This window comes from Chryseobacterium tagetis, from assembly GCF_016735585.2.
Classification (GTDB): Bacteria; Bacteroidota; Bacteroidia; order Flavobacteriales; family Weeksellaceae; genus Chryseobacterium; species Chryseobacterium tagetis.
This window is the reverse complement of sequence record NZ_JAERSE020000001.1, coordinates 395,754-413,646: the sequence shown is the minus strand read 5'-3', so window position 1 is coordinate 413,646 and position 17,893 is coordinate 395,754. Positions and strand designations below refer to the sequence as shown.

The following is a 17,893-nucleotide window of genomic DNA, read 5'->3' as shown; positions in this document are numbered from 1 at the left end:
CTATTAAAAAGTCAGGTTCTATATAATAAAAACATCGTTCCCTTTGGGCCTTACCCAATTCATTTTCAGATTTCAATGCAGGGCTCTTTTTATCCATCCAATTGACTGATATTCATTTTGGAGACGAAGGAAAACATTATCACAATTACAGAATAACGCCAAACAATACATTGTAACGATACCTTGTTTTTTTTTCTTTTGTACAAAAATTTAAACAACAAATTATGTCAAAAACGTATTTATTATCGGCTTTATCTGTAGTGTTATCTTCTCTTGTATTTGGGCAAAATGTCGGAATCAATACTCAAAATCCTCAAGCAATATTGCATGTAGATGGAGACAGAGACAATGCTGCGACTGGGGCCCCTTCTTTGGCACAGCAAAGTAATGATGTTGTCATCACTTCTGCTGGAAGTATTGGTATAGGAACGGTTTCTCCCACAACACGATTGGATATTAACAATGGTACCACTAATGGTGCTGTAAAAATTGTAGACGGAACACAGGGTGCAGGAAAAGTACTTGTTTCAGATGCTGATGGACTAGCTACTTGGGGTACGTCAAAAGTACGTGTTATTACGGGAGTGGTTACCTCCAATCTCGTTTCCTATGCTACCTCAAGTGGAGGAAAGTATATGGAGTCTTATATTACTCTTCCTAAAGGAAAATGGCTTATATATACCGGAATTCTTATACATGGGGCAACAGCAGCTAATACTGCGTATGCGTCACGACTTACATATTCTTCAAGTACAACATCACCTACTACTTACACAGGATTTATTTATCCTACTATCAACAAAAGAATGCTTGCCTTCACTTCAAATGGTACAGCAGGTTTTATTCAGCATGGGCTGTATTCATTAGGTATTTTACAAGTGGAAGTTACTGCCGATACGGTAACACTTTACCTATGGGATCATGATTCTTATACACTTGGGACAACTTCTACCCTTACGCTTGGGGGTTCCGGGGAAGACTATATTTATGCTATAGAACATCAGTAAAAAGCAAACTCTGGTCATAGAATATGACTATTAATTGTACTACAGAATATGGATAACTTTTAGACTAAAATCAATATAAAGTTATCCATGTTTTTTTATTTTTAACAACACCTCATCCTATTATATGAAGTTATACCCAATAAATAGAATATGTTTAGTATTCAGTTTTTATTCAGCGTGTTGGGTGTAAATATTCCTCTTCTTTTTCATTCCAAAATATTAATTCACTTCCCACTTCTGTTATCTCAGTATTTATTGAGCAATAATTGCAGATCCATTCATTACATTAATGCCAATTCCTGAGTTTTTTCCTCTCATGATTGATGCTACAAAAAAATTCATATCCATAGTCTTGTAAAAAAATATCACTGGAAAAAATGGTTAATTTCTACCTCTGATAATTGAATGGATGTTGTCGGAATGCCGTATGTAATTAATCGATCAATAAGATTTTCAAGATGAGAACTATCTTTTAAGATACACTCTGTTATCAAACAATATTCACCCGTTACTCTCTTGCATTTAAGAATTTCAGGAAATTTAGAGAGATCAGCAATAAATTTCTTAAACTCATCATTTTTAAATTTCATATTGATAAGGACTTTCAATCCATATCCTAGTTTTCCAAAATCTACATCTATGCTAAAGCATTTTATCACACCATTATCAACTAAATTCAAAACTCTTTCTTTCGTTGCTGATTGTGACAAAGAAATTTTCCGGCCAATTTCAGCATAGCTCAATCTTGAGTTTTCATTTAAAATTTTCAGGATTTTATAGTCAAATTCATCTAAAGTGATTTTCATTGTGTATGGAATAAATAAAAATTAAATCAATCAAAAATACTTAAAAATCCAATTAAATCCATTTTAAAGAAAAAAGTAAAAACTTGAACTTTGAAAAATAAAATTTTCATACAATGACAAGAATCAAATTCTCCAAAAACGGAAACACTCCTTTTGAAAAGTTGATAGGCCACAATCCTGAAATCTTAAAAAAATGGAACGAACTGGAAGAAACTTTATGGAAACATACTGCACTCGATAGTAATCTGCTTGAACAAATCCGCAGAACAACGGCTTTTGAAAATAACTGTGAATACTGCATGGTAAAAGGCGGTAAACCCGACTTTGACAAAACTCAACTGAAAACATCTATAGCAGCAGCATTTGCAGAATTATTCAGTAAAGATCATCATTCCATTTCAAATGCTCATTTTGATATGCTGAGAGAATATTTTTCCGATAATGAAATTTCAGAATTATGTATTTTCATTGCATTTATCAACGCTTCACAGAAGCTTGGTAAAACATTTAATTTGACAGAAGATTTACAGATAAATGCCGTAATCAAATTAGAAGACTTAGAATAATGAGCTTTGCCACCTCTTTATTATCGATCATTTTTGTTCTAGAAACTGTCGGAAATTTATATCTGAAATACTTTTTATAAGTACCTTTAAATTTTCTAGATAAATAGTACATACAATGAATGAGATTTTTAAAATGTTTAAACTTGATGCTGTAGAATCAGACAGAATCAACAGTACAGATAATGAACCTCATCATCATGATTATGAAGAATTGCTGATAGGAAAATATGGACAACTGGAACATTTCATCGATTTTAAATCTCAACTTATCGATGCTCCTTTTGTCAGTTTTATTGCGCAAGGGAAAGTGCATCGTGTAAAACCTCTTATTAAAGACGGAAAATGCGACATCTGGGCTATCCGTTTCAAACGAGAATTCATTGCAGAAACAGTTTTCCAACTCTATTCTTCCTATCACGACAAAGCCAATATATGCCTAAAAGCAGACACGTGCTTTGAAAGATTAGACAGCATTTGCCAAATCATTTACGACGAATATCTTCAGCCCAACCCGGATTTATCTATTATCCGTCAGTTGCTGAGCAGTCTCTTTACCATTATAGAATCTGACCGAAAAAAGCTCAACCTCAACGATGATGAGTCTAAAAAAATTCAGAGCCTGACCTTTAAAAATTTTCTTCGCTTACTGGAAGAGCATTATAAGGAAGCAAAAGATGTAAACTTCTATGCCGAAAAGCTTTTTATGAGTACCCGAAACCTCAATATCATCTGTCAGGAGATTCTTCATCAGAGTGTTTCTGAAATTATAGAGGTCAGAAAATTAACCGAAGCCAAAAACCTGCTGATTACCACAGATAAAACGATTGCAGAGATCGGTTATGAATTGGGATTTAATGAAAAGACTTATTTCACCCACGCTTTTAAGAAAAAAACAGGCATCACTCCTTCTGAATACCGCAAAGAAATGATCAAGATTATTTCCTAAAATAACAACGATTCTTCTGATAAGTGTTATCTCTTCATCCTGTTTGTTTTGGAAATTTGTATTATAATTTTAAACAAATAAAAATGAAAAAGACATTCTTAACAAAAGGAGCATTAGTGGTATCATTAATCGTATTATCAGGGATTTCAGTCAATGCCCAGAACAAAAGAACAGCAAAAAGTGATAATGCCTTGAAGCAGATTAAAGAACTTACTGCTGCCAACGAAATTATTGCCAACAATCTGGCAACTTTCGACACACTGGATTATACGGTTTTCAGCAACAGAGACTGGAAAAGACTTCACGAAAGCCATGCAAAAGATATTCTGGTTCATTTTCCTGACGGGCATACCGAAAAAGGAATAGAACAACATATTAAAACACTTGATGCCATGTTTGTCTATGCACCGGATACAAGAATTAAAGAGCATCCTATAAAAATCGGGAGCGGTAATATAACCGCCGTTATGGGATACATGGAAGGTACTTTTACAGAACCTATGCCTCTTGGTGACGGAACTTTTATACAACCGACCGGTAAAAAATTTAAACTTCCCATGGCAACTATCGGAATCTGGAAAGAGGACGGAACGATGAGTGAAGAGTATTTATTTTGGGATAATAAATCTTATATGGATCAGATTATGAATAAATAACCATCCATGAAGCGAAAAGATTTTCTCAAAATGATGGCACTTTTACCTATAGGAGCGGCTGCAATGAAACTTAATACATTGCACGCTCTTACCAACGATATGGCTCCAACAGAACGAATGCCGGTTCTGTTCTTAGGACACGGAAATCCGATGAATGCGATTGATGACAATATCTTTACTCAGGGGTTTCAGTCCATTGCTAAAACATTGCCTAAACCCAGAGCAATCCTCTGTATTTCGGCACACTGGGAAACTAAAGGGACATTTATAACCGCTATGGAGCAACCGAAGACTATTCATGATTTCGGAGGTTTTCCTCAGGCTTTGTTCGATGTACAATATCCTGCTCCCGGAAGTCCTGAACTTGCTCTGGAGACAAAAAAACTGATAAGTTCTGTTGATGTTGGCTTAACTGATGAATGGGGATTGGATCATGGCTGTTGGACGGTTGTTAAGTTTCTATATCCCAATGCAGATATTCCTGTAATTGAAATGAGTATGGATTATACAAAAGGTCCGGAATATCATTATGCGCTAGGAAAAGAACTTTCGGCACTACGAAGAAAAGGAGTTTTAATTATTGGGAGCGGGAACACAGTTCATAATCTAAGAATGGCAGCATGGGACAAAATGATGACGCCGGGATATGGCTTTGATTGGGCAATTACAGCCAATGAAAAAATCAAACAACTTGTAACAGACGGAGATCATCAGTCCTTACTTCATTATGATAAACTGGGGAAAGAGATACAACTCTCCATTCCTACGCCTGAACATTATAATCCTCTGCTTTATATTTTAGGATTACAGGAAAAAGATGAAAAAGTTACCATTTTTAATGATGCCCTTGTAGCCGGATCACTCAATATGATGTCCGTGAAAATCGATAAGACATGATACAATCAAAATATATACGGATGTCAACTTTGTTGATATTCATTATTTTAATAAGTTTAAGTTTCAAAATGACAGATAAAACAGATAAAACAGATCAAAAACCCTCATTACATTATTTGGTAAGACCGCCAAAAGTAAAAACTGAAAAGCCTCCACTTATCATTCTGATGCATGGTGTAGGAAGCAACGAACAAAATATGTTTTCTTTTGCCAATGCACTTCCTGATCAATTTCTGGTAGTATCTGCAAGAGGTCCATTGGTTTTAGGACAGAACAGTTTTGCATCGTTTCAGGTGAAATTCACCCCGCAAGGTTCTGTAATTAATGAAGAACAGGCAGAAAGTTCAAGAAAAGACATTTTAAAGTTTATTGAAGATCTTAAAAACGTTGAAGATTTTGATGAGAATAAAGTGTTTCTAATGGGATTCAGCCAGGGTGGAATTATGAGTTACAGTGTAGCGTTAACGGAACCTGAAAAAATTAAAGGAATTGCCGTTATGAGCGGAAGACTGCTTCCTGAAGTAAAACCTTTGGTAGCCACAGAAAACCGGTTAAAAAAACTGAAAATATTTGTTTCTCACGGAACGCAGGATTCTGTTTTAAAGTTTCAATATGCTTTGGATGCTGTTGATTATTTACAAGTAAAAGGATTGCATCCTGAATTTCATCAGTATCAGGAAGATCATACTATCAATCAGCAGATGCTCAACGATGTGGTAACATGGCTTTCAGAATCTGAAAAATAAAATACGTATGTAAGAGTAAAGTGTTTTATTAAAAAGTAAAAGGGTACATCAATAGTTGATGTACCCTTTATAAAGATAGAATTATTACAGTACTACTCTTATAATGATGCCATATCAATCACAAACCGATACTTTACATCCCCTTTTTCCAAACGATCAAAAGCGATATTTACATCCTGAATATTAATGATTTCACTATCAGCAGTGATATTATGTTCAAAACAGAATTCTAACATTTCCTGAGTTTCTGCGATGCCGCCAATATTGGAACCCGCAAAACTTCTTCTTCCCATCACTACATTGAATGCATTGATCTCTAAAGGTTCCGGAGGTAAACCTACTAATACCACAGTTCCGTCATGACGTAATAAATTAAGATAAACATTTACATCATGTTTTGCAGAAACGGTATCGATAATGAAGTGTAACTGGCGACTATATTTTGCCATAGCTTCTGCATCAGAGGATAAAACGGCTTCATCAGCTCCCAATCTTTTGGCATCTTCAACTTTACCCGGAGAAGTGGTAAATACAACCACTTCAGAACCCATCGCTTTCGCAATTTTGATGGCTAAGTGGCCTAATCCTCCAATTCCTAAAACACCCACTTTTTTACCCGGTCCTGCTCCCCAGTGTTTTAATGGGGAATACACAGTAATTCCGGCACACAAAAGTGGCGCTGCTGCAGCTAAGTTTTCAAATGCAGGTACTTTTAATACATAACGCTCATTACATACATACGATTTTGAAAAGCCTCCAAAAGTATGCCCTCCTGAGACTTTATCTTCACTATTGAATGAAAATGTAACGCCTTCTTCACAAAACTGCTCAATCCCTTCATTACAATATTCACAGTGGTCACAACTATCTACAATACAGCCAATCCCGGCAATATCACCTATTTTAAAATTCTTAACATGTTCTCCTACTGCTGTGATACGGCCTACAATTTCGTGTCCCGGAACGATGGGTGCCGGATAAGGGCCAAAATCTGCGTGAACCTGATGCAAATCGCTGTGGCAAATTCCACAGTATAAAATTTCCATTTCGATGTCGTGAGCCTGTAACGCTCTGCGATTAATGGTAAGTTCGTGCAAAGGAATTTCCGGAGATTCTGTTCCGTAGGCTTTTATTAGTGTACTCATTGTATTTATTATTTAATGTTTTTCATATCAATTATGTCGCGATACCTCATATTATCCGCTACAGATTTTTTATAGGAATCATCAATTTTATCTGAGGTAATCATTTATTGTTTTTAGCTAATCATTGTTGAAAACCATTTGATAATGGCCGGATCTCTGTGACTAAAGAAAAGTGATTCTTTGGTATCCAGCAATGCAATGGTATTCATATCTTCCTGAGAAAGTTCAAAATTGAAAACCTCTATGTTCTCAATCAGCCTTTCCTTTCTTACAGATTTTGGGATCACCACAACCTCTCTCTGAACAAGCCAGCGTAAGATCACCTGTGCTACAGATTTATTATATTTTTTTCCAATGGCAGCAAGTATTTCATTAGAGAACAGATCATTGCGTCCTTCTGCAAAAGAAGCCCAGCTCTCTATCTGTACCCCATTTTCTTTTAAAAACTTCTGATCTTCTGTACGTTGATAAAAAGGATGTGTTTCTATCTGATTTACTGCAGGAACGATTTCGTTATTCACAATGAGATCCATCACTCTGTCCGGATGAAAATTGCTTACTCCTATCGCTCTTATTTTGCCTTCTTTGTAAAACTCTTCAAGCGCTCTCCAGGAGCCGTGTACATCTCCGTAAGGTTGATGAATGAGATATAAATCAAGGTAATCAAGCTGAAGCTTATTCATAGAAGTTTCAAACGCCTTTTTAGTTTTTTCATATCCGTTATCTGCAATCCAAAGTTTTGTAGTGACAAACAGATCTTTTCTATTTACTCCACTTTCTTTTATGGCATCTCCTACCGCTTTTTCATTTTGATAGGCTGAAGCGGTATCTATTGAGCGATATCCTACTTCAATAGCTTCTTTCACTACTTTTTTACATTCTTCATAATCGGGAATCTGATACACTCCTAATCCCAAGATGGGCATTTCTACCCCATTATTTAAAGTAACATTTTTCATTTTAAATATATTTTAGTGTTTCTGACTTTTAATTTTTTGTTGCAGGTAAGATCTCATTAAGACAGCTTATCGCATTCAGTGTTCGGGGATAGCCTACATAAGGGAGAAGATTGGTCATTACATTTATCAGATCCTGTCTTGTATTTCCTACATTTTTATTTCCCTGAATATGTCCTTTTATCTGATTTTCGGTTCCGCCCAAAGCAATAAGAAACGAAAGTGTTATCATTTCTCTGGTTTTGAGATCAAGCCCTCTTCTTGTTATAAAGTCTCCAAAGCAATTATCAGATAAGTATTTCTGAATATGAAGAAGGTCTTCCGGTGAGTTTTTATACAGATTTTCTATTCCGGAACCTATGATTTCCTTCTGTCTTTCATATCCTTTCTCAAATCTTGTCTGAATAGTTGTGGTTGACTGGCTTTGTAAGGGAAGTTGTATGTTTCTTTCCTTAAAAATATGATTTGTTGCCTCCAAAAAGTCTGTTACTTTTAACTTCCCAATATAAGGGACAGCCTGATAAACAATTTCTTTAATCTCAATGGGTGAAACTTCTACATTTAAGGCAGCATTTACAAACATTTTAAATTCAGAAAGAGCCTGACTTCCCAATGCAGATGCCAAAATAATCATGGTCCGAATTTTCACATCCATTGTGTTATGGCTTACTACTTCATCATAGGCAAAATTGTGGAAGATTTCAACAAGATCAGGATCCAGTTCTTTTTCTTCTGAAAGGTATTCGGACCAAAGTTCTTCATAATTCATGATTGCCTGTGGTGACAGTCTGTTTTCTACTTCATACACCGGTGCTCTGAACGTGTTATAAATATCATCGGTTACCGGCTCAAACCATTCTGTTTTGTCTTCATCATAGTCTGTGATCATTGCAATATGCTGCATTGTACTTTGATGAGACGCACCGTGCCAGTGTTTTATATTTTTAGGAATTTTGATAACATTACCTTCTTTCATCACCTGTATGTGCTCTCCTTCTATTTGGTAATATCCGGTTCCTTTTACGACAAATAAAATCTGACCGCTTTTATGGCTATGCCAGTTTGTTCTTGATGTCGGCTCGAAAGTGACAGTTCCTATATTGGCATTATAGCCATCTTCTGGTAAGACATTCATGTTTACCCAAACAACACCTGTAAAATGATCTTTGGGAGCAGGAATTCCTTTTTCAGTAAATGATTTCATATTTGTAGTATATTTTAATGGTTCTTGAGCCAACAGCAACTGATTCAATAAGAATAAAACGATAGAGAGGATACTATTTTTCATTGTTTCAATTTTACAGTTAATTCTATGTGCAAAATTGCAGATCAAATAAAAATTATACTTATATGAATTACGGTATTGTTTACCATTATTACTGATAAGCCATAAAACAATCATTTAGATCAGAAAAAATTCGTAGAATATATGGATCTGCGGATTTAAAAACGATAATCCCGGCATTTCTTACTTAAAAAATCAATACTGCTTTTATATTTTACTAATTCCCAGATTTTGTTTAATATACTCCTCAGGATGTTCAACTAACATAGAGACAAAGGCAGCAATACTTTTTCTTGATAAAGCGCCACCGATTTCAGGCTCCGGTTTACGGGTAATATGATAATCTATTTCATTGTCATTGGTAAACCAATCCGGTCGAAGAATGGTATAGTCTAAGCCAGATTCTTCTATTAAATCTGCCAGTTTTCTGTAGGGCTGTAAAACAGAGCATAAGGGAACATCATAAATTCCGATAGAACTTATCGCAATCACCCTCTTCACGTACTCTTCCTGCATTGCTTTTATGATATTTCTGGTCATCACTTCAAGATCTCCTGCCAGATTTATATAAACAATATCCTGCCCTGCAACTGCATTTTTCACATCATTAAAATTCATAGCGTCCCCTTCCACAATTTTTGCCTGAGTAGTATTGTCTATTCTATTTTTATTTCTGACAAAAAGAGTAAGCTGAACATCCTCTTTTTCCTCGAGAGCATCAATCACATACGAAGCTAAACTCCCACTTGCTCCTATTATAATTACTTTTTTCATGTAACAAATTTCAGAAATCGGGTTGTTTTTATTCTTATATGGATTACGGCATTATCTACCATTTTAACTGATTTACAGTTTTTTACTAAAATGTAGAGGCGACCGACTTCAGGATGATCCATTTATCACCTCTTTTTTCCAGCTGCAATTTTTGCTGTAACCTCCATGTATGTCTACTTCCCCATATTCTTGCGTCTACTAAATTCTGAACAGTAACATCCGCCTTATTTCCGTTGATAATAATTTTGTGGTCAACTTCTTTTGCGGAATAATATTTCATACTTTCTTTTACCACTTCAGAAAACCATTCCGATTTGGGTTGCACATAGCCGGTCATATGGGTAAGAGTATAATGCTCATCGAGAATTTTATTCATTTCTACAGTATCCTTCTTTATCATAAGGTCGGCCAGTTGTCTTACGATAGCTAGAACCTTTGTCTCTTCGGTTTGATTTTGATTTTCCATGGTACTGCTTGGTTTATTTTGTGAATAAAGAATAGTAAATATCATCAGGAGAAAAAATGGCAGATAATATTTTTTTAAATGATTTAATAAATTAACGGTATAAGCATCATGATACTTTATTTGGTTGCTCATTGTGAATCTTCTTCATTATTTTCAGGTTGTAATGGTCCGTAAAAATAGGAAGCTGTTGCTCCGCCATCAATAAGGAAGTCGGAACCGGTAATAAAAGCTCCTTTTTCGCTCATGAGCAACTCTGCAACATTTGCCACCTCATCAGCAATCCCAGGACGACCTGCAGGTGATTTGGCAAACATATTTTTGTAAAAATCTCCACGAGGGCCATTAAATTCATCCAATGCCAATGGCGTAACGATAATTCCAGGTGAAATACAGTTGATTCTGGCTCCTCTTTCTCCCCATTTTACCGCTTCGGCCATCACTCTTTTCCCGTTACAGCGCTTTGAGATCTGATAAGCGTGCAAGGTGTCTTTAATTTTATCCGGCTGCAACATTTCTAAATTCAGTAATGCTTCAGCAGGTGTTGTTGCCAAAAGCCTGTCTTCTTCCGCAGTTAATGCCGGCATTCTGTAACCGGATTGACTGGAAATCGTCACACCACTCCCTCCTTTCTTCATTACTTTTCCAAATTCTTCCAGTAATAATGCTGTTCCGTATAAATCTACCTGTAAAATATGTTCTTTGGTTGATTGGGAAGGTGACAAACCTGCAGCATTTACAAACATTGAAATCTCCCCTTCTCTTTGAGCCTCTTTTATTAATTCTAAGACAGATTCACGATCTGAAATATCGACTTTAAAAGGAACGGCATCAAAACCAGCTTCTAATAAAGTTTCAGCAATTGCTTCTGCGTTTTCAATTTTCCAGTCAGCCACGAAGATTTTATTTCCATAAGCCATTCTTCTGACTATTGCCATTCCTAACTGACCTGCTCCGGTGAGTACTATGACGTCTTTTGTTGTGTTCATATTAATTTTTTTATTGGTAAAACTTGGTTGGGTGCTATCACAAAGTTCAATATTTCATTCCCGTAAATAATTAATCCGATTTTTGAATTAACATTTTAATAAAACTCTTTTTCTTCCCAAGCAACTGTAGCTACCCTGTTATTGATAAGCCACTGATCGTTTTCTTTTACATATTCATCTTTATAAACAGCCCATATTTTTCTCACATACTTTTGATTGTTTTCCGTACCTACTAAAGTTACAAAAGAATAAGACGTTCCTTTAGCGGTATTTCCGTTAAGATCAATAAGTAACTGCCCTACGAGATGATAGGCTGTATGTATTGATGCTAAAATCTGGGCAAATCCATTACTGATTTCTGTTGTTCCGTGTAAAACAACAGTTTGTTCATCCATAACTGATGTGAGCACGCCGTCTGAAGTAAAATGAGCGGCCATTGTCACATGATCTTTTCTGTCTGCGGCTGCCAGATAATTATGCGTAAGTTCCTGAATAGCCTGCTTATCTTCTAAAATTTTAACTTTTTCCAACGTTTCCATATCAACTATTATAACCCTGTTGTTTTTTCAATTGCTTCTGTATACCTTTCCCCTGCAACTTGAAGCTTATCGGCTTCTGATGTGATTTTACAGATTCTTCTTTAGTGATATTATGGCTGTAAGAAAAATTAAGCCCCATACATCCGAATCCTGCCTCAGAAACTTCTAATCCATGATTTTTTAATTTTCTAGTATTCATAATATTAATATTTTTATTCTGATAGATTCAATAAATCCTTATTAAGCCTTTCTCCCTGAATTGCAATTTTAGAAAGACCTTCTTCAATTTCCTGTAAGTCTTCTGCAGTCATTTCAACCTCTGCAGATTTTATATTATCTTCTATATAAGCTATTTTATCCATTCCCGGAATGGGTACAATGAATGGTTTTTGTGCCAACAGCCAAGCCAGTGCAATTTGTACAGTAGAAGCACCCTTTCTTTCTGCGATATTTTTCAACATGGTCACCAAAGGCATATTTGCCGTCATTGCTTCTTTGGTAAATCTTGGAAAAACCGCTCTGAGGTCTGTTGCCTGATCAAAAGTATCATCAGGTGAAATCGCTCCGGTTAAAAATCCTGTTCCCAGAGGTCCCCAAGGAACAAAACCGATTCCCAATTCTTCACAGGTGGGTATAACACTTGTTTCCGGTTCTCTTGTCCAAACAGAATATTGATTTTGAACGGCTGTTACGGCCTGTACGTTGTGAGCTTTGATAATAGTTTCCGCATTGGCTTCAGATAACCCAAAATATTTCACTTTTCCTTCCGCGATCAGATCTTTTACCGTACCCGCCACATCTTCAATAGGAACATGAGGATCAACTCTATGCTGATACAGCAAATCTATATAATCCGTCTGCAGCCTTTTTAATGAAGCTTCCACTACTTTACGAATATGTGCAGGCTGGCTGTTCACTCCGCTATCCGAAATCATCCCAAACTTGGTGGCAATAATAACATCCTTACGAAAAGGTTTTAAAGCCTCACCTACCAGTTCTTCGTTGGTAAACGGCCCATAAGCTTCGGCTGTGTCAAAGAAGGTAATTCCCTTATCAAAACCTGAACGGATTACTTTAATGCCTTCACTTATATCTGTTGCCTTTCCTGTACCGAAGCTAAGATTCATACAGCCCATTCCAATGGCTGAAACTTCTAAGCTTCCTAATTTTCGTGTTTTCATTTTTTCTACTTGAATTTTGATAATGCAAATTTCAGCAGATAATTTTGCGATGTCTTTATACGTATTACTGTTTAAATTACCAATATTACATATTGTAGATATTGAGGTCACAAATATCGAAATCAGATACATTGGCTTATACAGATTACGCTTTTATTTACCATAATCACTGATTGATTGTAACTGTTGTTCAAACACTTACATTTTTAGCTAGATTTGTAGTATAATTATTTCGAAAATGGAAATTAACAGAATTGACAGCGTAGGTGAATACAGTAATTTGCGAGGTGCTGAAACCCTGCACCCCATGATCAACATACTCGATTATGATCATCTGAAAATACTGGAACCCGCTACTTATAATTTCGGATTTTATTGCGTTTTTTTAAAGGAAACTAAATGTGGTGATTTACGATACGGAAAAGAAAGCTATGATTATCAAGAAGAAAGTCTTGTATTTGTAGCACCTGGGCAGATATTAACTGTTGAAAGCTATTTACCTGATATTAAACCTAAAGGCAAAGTACTCATTTTCCATCCGGATTTTTTAAGAGGAACTGCTTTAAGCAATATCATCAAAGATTACAGCTTTTTCTCCTATTCTTCCAATGAAGCGCTGCACCTTTCAAAAAAAGAAAGAGAAATGGTACTCAATATATTCGCAACAATTGAGGATGAATTGCAGCAAAACCTTGATAAACACAGCAAAACACTGGTAATCTCCCACATACAGGTATTTTTAAATTATGCCATCCGTTTCTATGACAGACAGTTTATCACCCGAGAGCATATTAACAAAGGGACTCTGGAAAAATTCGAAGACCTGTTGAATACTTATTTTCTTTCGGATAAGCCACAAAGCATAGGACTGCCAACCGTAAGTTCTTGTGCTGAAACACTTCATCTGTCACCTAACTATTTTGGAGATTTAATAAAAAGGGAAACTGGCGTATCTGCTCAGGAATATATACAGATCAAGGTGATTAATATCGCAAAGGAAAAAATCTTTGATATCAATAAATCCATTAGTGAAATCGCTTATGAATTAGGTTTTAAATATCCACAGCATTTTACAAGGTTATTTAAACAAAAAACGGGTAAAAGTCCTATTGAATTCAGAAATTTGAATTAATAAAATAAAAGATCAATTAGTAGGCTAATTCAAAATTAAATCTATTGATGAGTACTTCCTCCCTCTTACAATCTTTTAAAAATTAATTTAAATAACTATTCAACCTCAAAAATCGCCTGTATAGAAACTGATGAACCGACAGGCAAAGAATAAGCACCGGAAGTATTGCGGGTATGTTTACCTTTTTCGCCAAATATTTCTACAGTCAGATCTGAAGCTGTATTCATCAATGATGCATGCTGTGTATAATCATCTTTTGTATTAAATGTTCCTATTAATTGAACACATTTTTTAACCTTATTCAAATCTCCGCCAACTGCATCTTTTAAAATGGCAATAATATTTAGCATCGTTTGTTTGGTAGCTTCCTTTACCTGTTCTTCATTTACATTAACACCTAATTTGCCAGGATTTAAGATCTTTCCGTCTTTCAATGAAACCTGGTTGATAAACACCAAATTTCCTGAACGGGAAAAAAGTTCGTAATTCCCGACCGGTTTCGGCAATGTTGGCAATACAATATTCTTTTCTTTTAAAATATCATTGATTGATTTCTGTTTTGGCTTTTCAGCCAATGTTTTTTTGGAAAAAGAGCCTTTTAAAGACAAAGCCACTTTTGCAAAATTCTTTCCTTGCAATTCAGCTAGATAACGCTCGTCTTTACTAGGTCTCTCAACATTTTTTAAAGAAGCCGGACTCGTTATTCCCAATACTGAATTTCCTTGAGGAATATTCTTATCAATATTTTCATTCCCGCGAATTCCATTGGAGACTAAAACCATCCCGTGAACCGCCAGAGAATTCCAAAACGATTGTAAAGCTAGTTCTTTTCCAGCTCCGCTTCCTGCGGACATAAAAACTGTCGCAGGCATTCCTTCCAGAGAATGATTCGTCCACAAATCAACAGTTTTAGAGAAAAATTCACTCATTCCTGTACTGATATTTCCGAAATATACCGGTGAGCCGAAAGCAATCCCATCATAAGTTGGCAGCTCATCTACTGTTGCCACCGGAATATCTTTCAGTTTGGGATCAGCTGAAGTTCTCACTTGTTTGATAACTGCTTTTACAGTTTTGCCAGACTCTATTCCTTTCGCTATTTCTTTTGCCAGTTCGTAAGTTCCTCCATGATCAGAATGAATGAGAACCAATACTCTGGCTGTATTATCTTGTGCCATAATGGTGTTTGAGATTAATAATAATGATGCCACTAAAAAAGCAAACCAATTCTTCATTGTATTTAAAATATCAAATTCAATGACAAAATTACCAATGACGCTTCAATTAACTTTGCCAAAATTTATATACAAAACGACAAGCGTTTATTTCAATTCATAAAAATCTCTTTTCCCTATTTTAATTTTTGTATCTGCTTTAAGCTCAATATTTTTTGAAGAATCTGTTACTTTTTCAAGATTGATTTGCACCGCTCCCGATTCAATTAATCTTCTCATTGCCGATTTTGTCTGCCCCTGCTTCAGTTTCATACATAAATCAATTAAAGTCATCATGCCACTTACCGATTCAATCTTATTGATCAAAACCGGTCTGAATGATTTTTGTTCAAAGTTTTTATTCTGAAACTGATTGATGAAAAATGCCTCTGCATTTTGAGCTTCAGTTTCACTATGGTATTGTGTAATGATATTTTTTGCGATACGTTTCTTAATGTGCATCGGATTTATACCTTCTGACAATTCCTCCCGGATAGACCGCTTCTCCTCTATTGAAAAATCAGTTGTCAGATCCAAAAACTCCTCAATTAAACTGTCAGGAATTGACATCGTTTTACCAAACATTTCGTTCGGTTCATCTGTCAATCCGATGATATTATTGAGAGATTTGCTCATCTTTTCCTTTCCGTCCAATCCTTTCAACAATGGCATACACATGACAATCTGAGGATTGAGTTCAAAAGTCTCCTGCAACTGTCTTCCCATCGTACAATTAAAAAGCTGGTCGGTTCCGCCCATTTCGATATCTGCTTTGATTCGTACAGAATCGAATCCCTGTAAAATAGGGTAAACCAACTCATGCATTGCAATCGGCGAATTCTCTGTAAAACGCTTATTAAAATCATTTCTGTGCATCAATTGGGCAACCGTCACTTTTGACAAAATCTGAATTACTTCAGAAAATGATAACGCATCCAGCCATTCAGAATTAAAAACAATTTTTGCTTTTTCTATATCAATTATTTTTGATAACTGATTTAGGTAAGTTTCTGCATTATGTTGAACATTATCGGCTGATAAAGGTTTTCTGCTTTTATTTTTTCCTGTCGGATCACCGATTCTTGCGGTAAAACTTCCTACCAAAATCACAATCTGATGTCCCAAATCCTGAAATTGTTTTAACTTTTTCAAAACCACAGCATGCCCCAAATGCAAATCAGGAGCAGTCGGATCAAAACCTAGTTTAATAATCAGTTTACGGTTTTCCTGTTTTGCTTGTTCTAATTTCTCTTCCAAACCGTTTTGGGGAAGGATGATTTCTACGTTTTCTTTTAGTCTGTTGATTGTTTCCATTGTATTGAGAATAAAAAAAGCCCGAGTAAAAATACTCGGGCTATAAGGTTATATTATTTAAAATCTTTATTTAAAAATCAGTTGATATATAAGCATAGTTCTTCCGAGCACATAGAATTCGGAAGTAATACGTACTGAAGAAAGGAAGACGCAATATGCTGTTCAAAAATTTCATTTCATTGCAAATATATTAATTTTATTGAATATTCATAATGACGCTTTTATTAATTTTGTGAAAAATAAAATACAAAACGACAACATGAAGTGTGGGTTAACGGAAGAAAATACCGGACATTTTGTAGACGAAATTTCCATCAACGCATACGTATGGTATGACAAAAACTGGCAACATGACGACTATGAGCATAAACATGAGCGTTACCAGTTAACTTATGTAGAAGAAGGTTATCAGTATTTTCATATTGATAACAAGATCTTGCTGGTACCACAAAATCATCTCATCTGGATTCCTTCCGGAAAAGCACATAAAATAAGCTCAGAAGCTAAAACCGTTAACTTGATGATCGCTTTATTTAAGTCAGTCCCTAAAAACGATTTTTACAATCATATTCATGTTTTTCCCGCTCCGAATGTTTTAAAAGAAATGATTCTTTACGCTTCAAAATGGAGTCAATTAATAACAGAAAACGAAGAACAATCGACATTTCTAACAGCCATTCTGAATAGTCTTCCAAGTTTTTGTGATGAGAATAATTCTCTTCAGATTCCTGTTCCCGCAGACAACAGATTGATCCCAGTTTGTAATTATATCAATTCTAATTACCATGACGGTTTCGGAATTGATGAACTCGCAGAGCTTGCTCATCTATCCGTCAGAAGTCTGCAACGGATTTTTAAGCACGAAACCGGCATTACTATTCAGAAATATATGCAACTGATCCGGGTTTTGAAAAGTATTGAATTGATTAATGATAATCAGAATACTCTGAGCGAAATCGCCTATAAAGTAGGATACAAAAGCCTTTCAGCATTTACAACTTCTTATTTTACAATAATGAAATCAAAACCTAAACTGAAAAAGTAAATTAACTTTCTGAAAATTGAACTTTTGATTCAATGCCATAAAAATAATTACATAAAAATAAAAAACGCTGTAAACATTGATGTTTACAGCGTTTTAGCTTATTTTGGTTTCCCAACTGGCGGAGAGTGAGGGATTCGAACCCCCGGACCTGTTACAGTCAACAGTTTTCAAGACTGCCGCAATCGACCACTCTGCCAACTCTCCATAAACTCCGATTCTATCGTCGTTTTCA

Annotated in this window: 20 protein-coding genes and 1 tRNA gene; 8 read left to right on the top strand and 13 right to left on the bottom strand. The window is 35.5% G+C overall.

The genetic code is table 11. The annotated features are described in order from the left end of the window. The first annotated feature begins 224 nt into the window (after positions 1 to 224). Positions 225 to 1,007, top strand: a complete 783-nt coding sequence (locus JI747_RS01890; protein WP_225685879.1) for a hypothetical protein — start codon at positions 225 to 227, stop codon at positions 1,005 to 1,007. 365 nt (positions 1,008 to 1,372) lie between these two features. On the opposite strand, the gene JI747_RS01885 is transcribed toward JI747_RS01890, so the two are convergent. After that, positions 1,373 to 1,813, bottom strand: coding sequence for an Lrp/AsnC family transcriptional regulator (locus tag JI747_RS01885; protein ID WP_225685877.1), 441 nt, complete (start codon positions 1,811 to 1,813; stop codon positions 1,373 to 1,375). 113 nt (positions 1,814 to 1,926) lie between these two features. On the opposite strand from JI747_RS01885, the gene JI747_RS01880 reads away from it, so the two are divergent. From JI747_RS01880 to JI747_RS01860, 5 genes are all read left to right on the top strand, one after another. Next, the gene (locus JI747_RS01880; protein ID WP_225685876.1) at positions 1,927 to 2,379 is read left to right on the top strand and encodes a carboxymuconolactone decarboxylase family protein; all 453 of its coding nucleotides are present in this window, start codon (positions 1,927 to 1,929) and stop codon (positions 2,377 to 2,379) included. Positions 2,380 to 2,494: 115 nt separating this feature from the next. Next, positions 2,495 to 3,325 (top strand): helix-turn-helix transcriptional regulator, encoded by an 831-nt coding sequence (locus JI747_RS01875; protein WP_225685875.1) that lies wholly within the window; start codon positions 2,495 to 2,497, stop codon positions 3,323 to 3,325. Positions 3,326 to 3,408: 83 nt separating this feature from the next. Further along, positions 3,409 to 3,981, top strand: coding sequence for an ester cyclase (locus JI747_RS01870; protein ID WP_225685874.1), 573 nt, complete (start codon positions 3,409 to 3,411; stop codon positions 3,979 to 3,981). Positions 3,982 to 4,044: 63 nt separating this feature from the next. Then, positions 4,045 to 4,878 (top strand): 4,5-DOPA-extradiol-dioxygenase, encoded by an 834-nt coding sequence (gene ygiD / locus JI747_RS01865; protein WP_449508535.1) that lies wholly within the window; start codon positions 4,045 to 4,047, stop codon positions 4,876 to 4,878. Positions 4,879 to 4,946: 68 nt separating this feature from the next. Beyond that, positions 4,947 to 5,624 carry an alpha/beta hydrolase gene (locus tag JI747_RS01860; RefSeq protein ID WP_225685872.1) on the top strand — a complete coding sequence of 226 codons (678 nt, stop codon included), beginning with the start codon at positions 4,947 to 4,949 and terminating at the stop codon, positions 5,622 to 5,624. A 98-nt stretch (positions 5,625 to 5,722) separates the two neighbouring features. Here JI747_RS01860 and JI747_RS01855 read toward each other — a convergent pair whose 3' ends face one another. The 9 genes from JI747_RS01855 to JI747_RS01815 form a co-directional block, all read right to left on the bottom strand. After that, positions 5,723 to 6,769, bottom strand: a complete 1,047-nt coding sequence (locus tag JI747_RS01855) for an NAD(P)-dependent alcohol dehydrogenase (RefSeq protein ID WP_225685871.1) — start codon at positions 6,767 to 6,769, stop codon at positions 5,723 to 5,725. 113 nt (positions 6,770 to 6,882) lie between these two features. Further along, the gene (locus tag JI747_RS01850) at positions 6,883 to 7,728 is read right to left on the bottom strand and encodes an aldo/keto reductase (RefSeq protein ID WP_225685870.1); all 846 of its coding nucleotides are present in this window, start codon (positions 7,726 to 7,728) and stop codon (positions 6,883 to 6,885) included. Between the two features lie 28 nt (positions 7,729 to 7,756). After that, positions 7,757 to 9,013 carry a cupin domain-containing carboxymuconolactone decarboxylase family protein gene (locus tag JI747_RS01845; protein WP_225685867.1) on the bottom strand — a complete coding sequence of 419 codons (1,257 nt, stop codon included), beginning with the start codon at positions 9,011 to 9,013 and terminating at the stop codon, positions 7,757 to 7,759. Positions 9,014 to 9,217: 204 nt separating this feature from the next. Continuing rightward, positions 9,218 to 9,784 (bottom strand): NAD(P)H-binding protein, encoded by a 567-nt coding sequence (locus JI747_RS01840; RefSeq protein WP_225685865.1) that lies wholly within the window; start codon positions 9,782 to 9,784, stop codon positions 9,218 to 9,220. An 85-nt stretch (positions 9,785 to 9,869) separates the two neighbouring features. Next, positions 9,870 to 10,250, bottom strand: a complete 381-nt coding sequence (locus JI747_RS01835; RefSeq protein ID WP_225685863.1) for a nuclear transport factor 2 family protein — start codon at positions 10,248 to 10,250, stop codon at positions 9,870 to 9,872. Between the two features lie 128 nt (positions 10,251 to 10,378). Next, complete coding sequence (locus tag JI747_RS01830) at positions 10,379 to 11,236, bottom strand: SDR family oxidoreductase (protein WP_225685861.1); 858 nt, start codon at positions 11,234 to 11,236, stop codon at positions 10,379 to 10,381. 95 nt (positions 11,237 to 11,331) lie between these two features. Next, positions 11,332 to 11,775: a nuclear transport factor 2 family protein gene (locus JI747_RS01825; protein ID WP_225685859.1), complete on the bottom strand. Its 444-nt coding sequence runs from the start codon at positions 11,773 to 11,775 to the stop codon at positions 11,332 to 11,334. A 1-nt stretch (position 11,776) separates the two neighbouring features. Continuing rightward, complete coding sequence (locus tag JI747_RS01820; protein WP_225685857.1) at positions 11,777 to 11,974, bottom strand: hypothetical protein; 198 nt, start codon at positions 11,972 to 11,974, stop codon at positions 11,777 to 11,779. Between the two features lie 13 nt (positions 11,975 to 11,987). Beyond that, the gene (locus JI747_RS01815) at positions 11,988 to 12,956 is read right to left on the bottom strand and encodes an aldo/keto reductase (protein ID WP_225685855.1); all 969 of its coding nucleotides are present in this window, start codon (positions 12,954 to 12,956) and stop codon (positions 11,988 to 11,990) included. A gap of 238 nt (positions 12,957 to 13,194) precedes the next feature. Between JI747_RS01815 and JI747_RS01810 the strand changes: the two genes are divergently transcribed. Continuing rightward, the gene (locus JI747_RS01810; protein ID WP_225685853.1) at positions 13,195 to 14,088 is read left to right on the top strand and encodes a helix-turn-helix domain-containing protein; all 894 of its coding nucleotides are present in this window, start codon (positions 13,195 to 13,197) and stop codon (positions 14,086 to 14,088) included. Positions 14,089 to 14,183: 95 nt separating this feature from the next. Here the strand turns inward: JI747_RS01810 and JI747_RS01805 are convergent, their stop codons facing one another. Both JI747_RS01805 and tyrS read right to left on the bottom strand, forming a co-directional pair. Then, on the bottom strand, positions 14,184 to 15,323 hold the full coding sequence (locus JI747_RS01805) for an Atu1372/SO_1960 family protein (RefSeq protein ID WP_225685851.1): 1,140 nt from the start codon (positions 15,321 to 15,323) through the stop codon (positions 14,184 to 14,186). A gap of 87 nt (positions 15,324 to 15,410) precedes the next feature. Beyond that, positions 15,411 to 16,616: a tyrosine--tRNA ligase gene (tyrS, locus tag JI747_RS01800; RefSeq protein ID WP_225685850.1), complete on the bottom strand. Its 1,206-nt coding sequence runs from the start codon at positions 16,614 to 16,616 to the stop codon at positions 15,411 to 15,413. A gap of 259 nt (positions 16,617 to 16,875) precedes the next feature. Between tyrS and JI747_RS01795 the strand changes: the two genes are divergently transcribed. Further along, positions 16,876 to 17,661, top strand: a complete 786-nt coding sequence (locus tag JI747_RS01795; RefSeq protein ID WP_225685849.1) for an AraC family transcriptional regulator — start codon at positions 16,876 to 16,878, stop codon at positions 17,659 to 17,661. A gap of 116 nt (positions 17,662 to 17,777) precedes the next feature. On the opposite strand, the gene JI747_RS01790 is transcribed toward JI747_RS01795, so the two are convergent. Next, positions 17,778 to 17,865 (bottom strand) — tRNA-Ser (locus JI747_RS01790). Between the last annotated feature and the right edge of the window lie 28 nt (positions 17,866 to 17,893).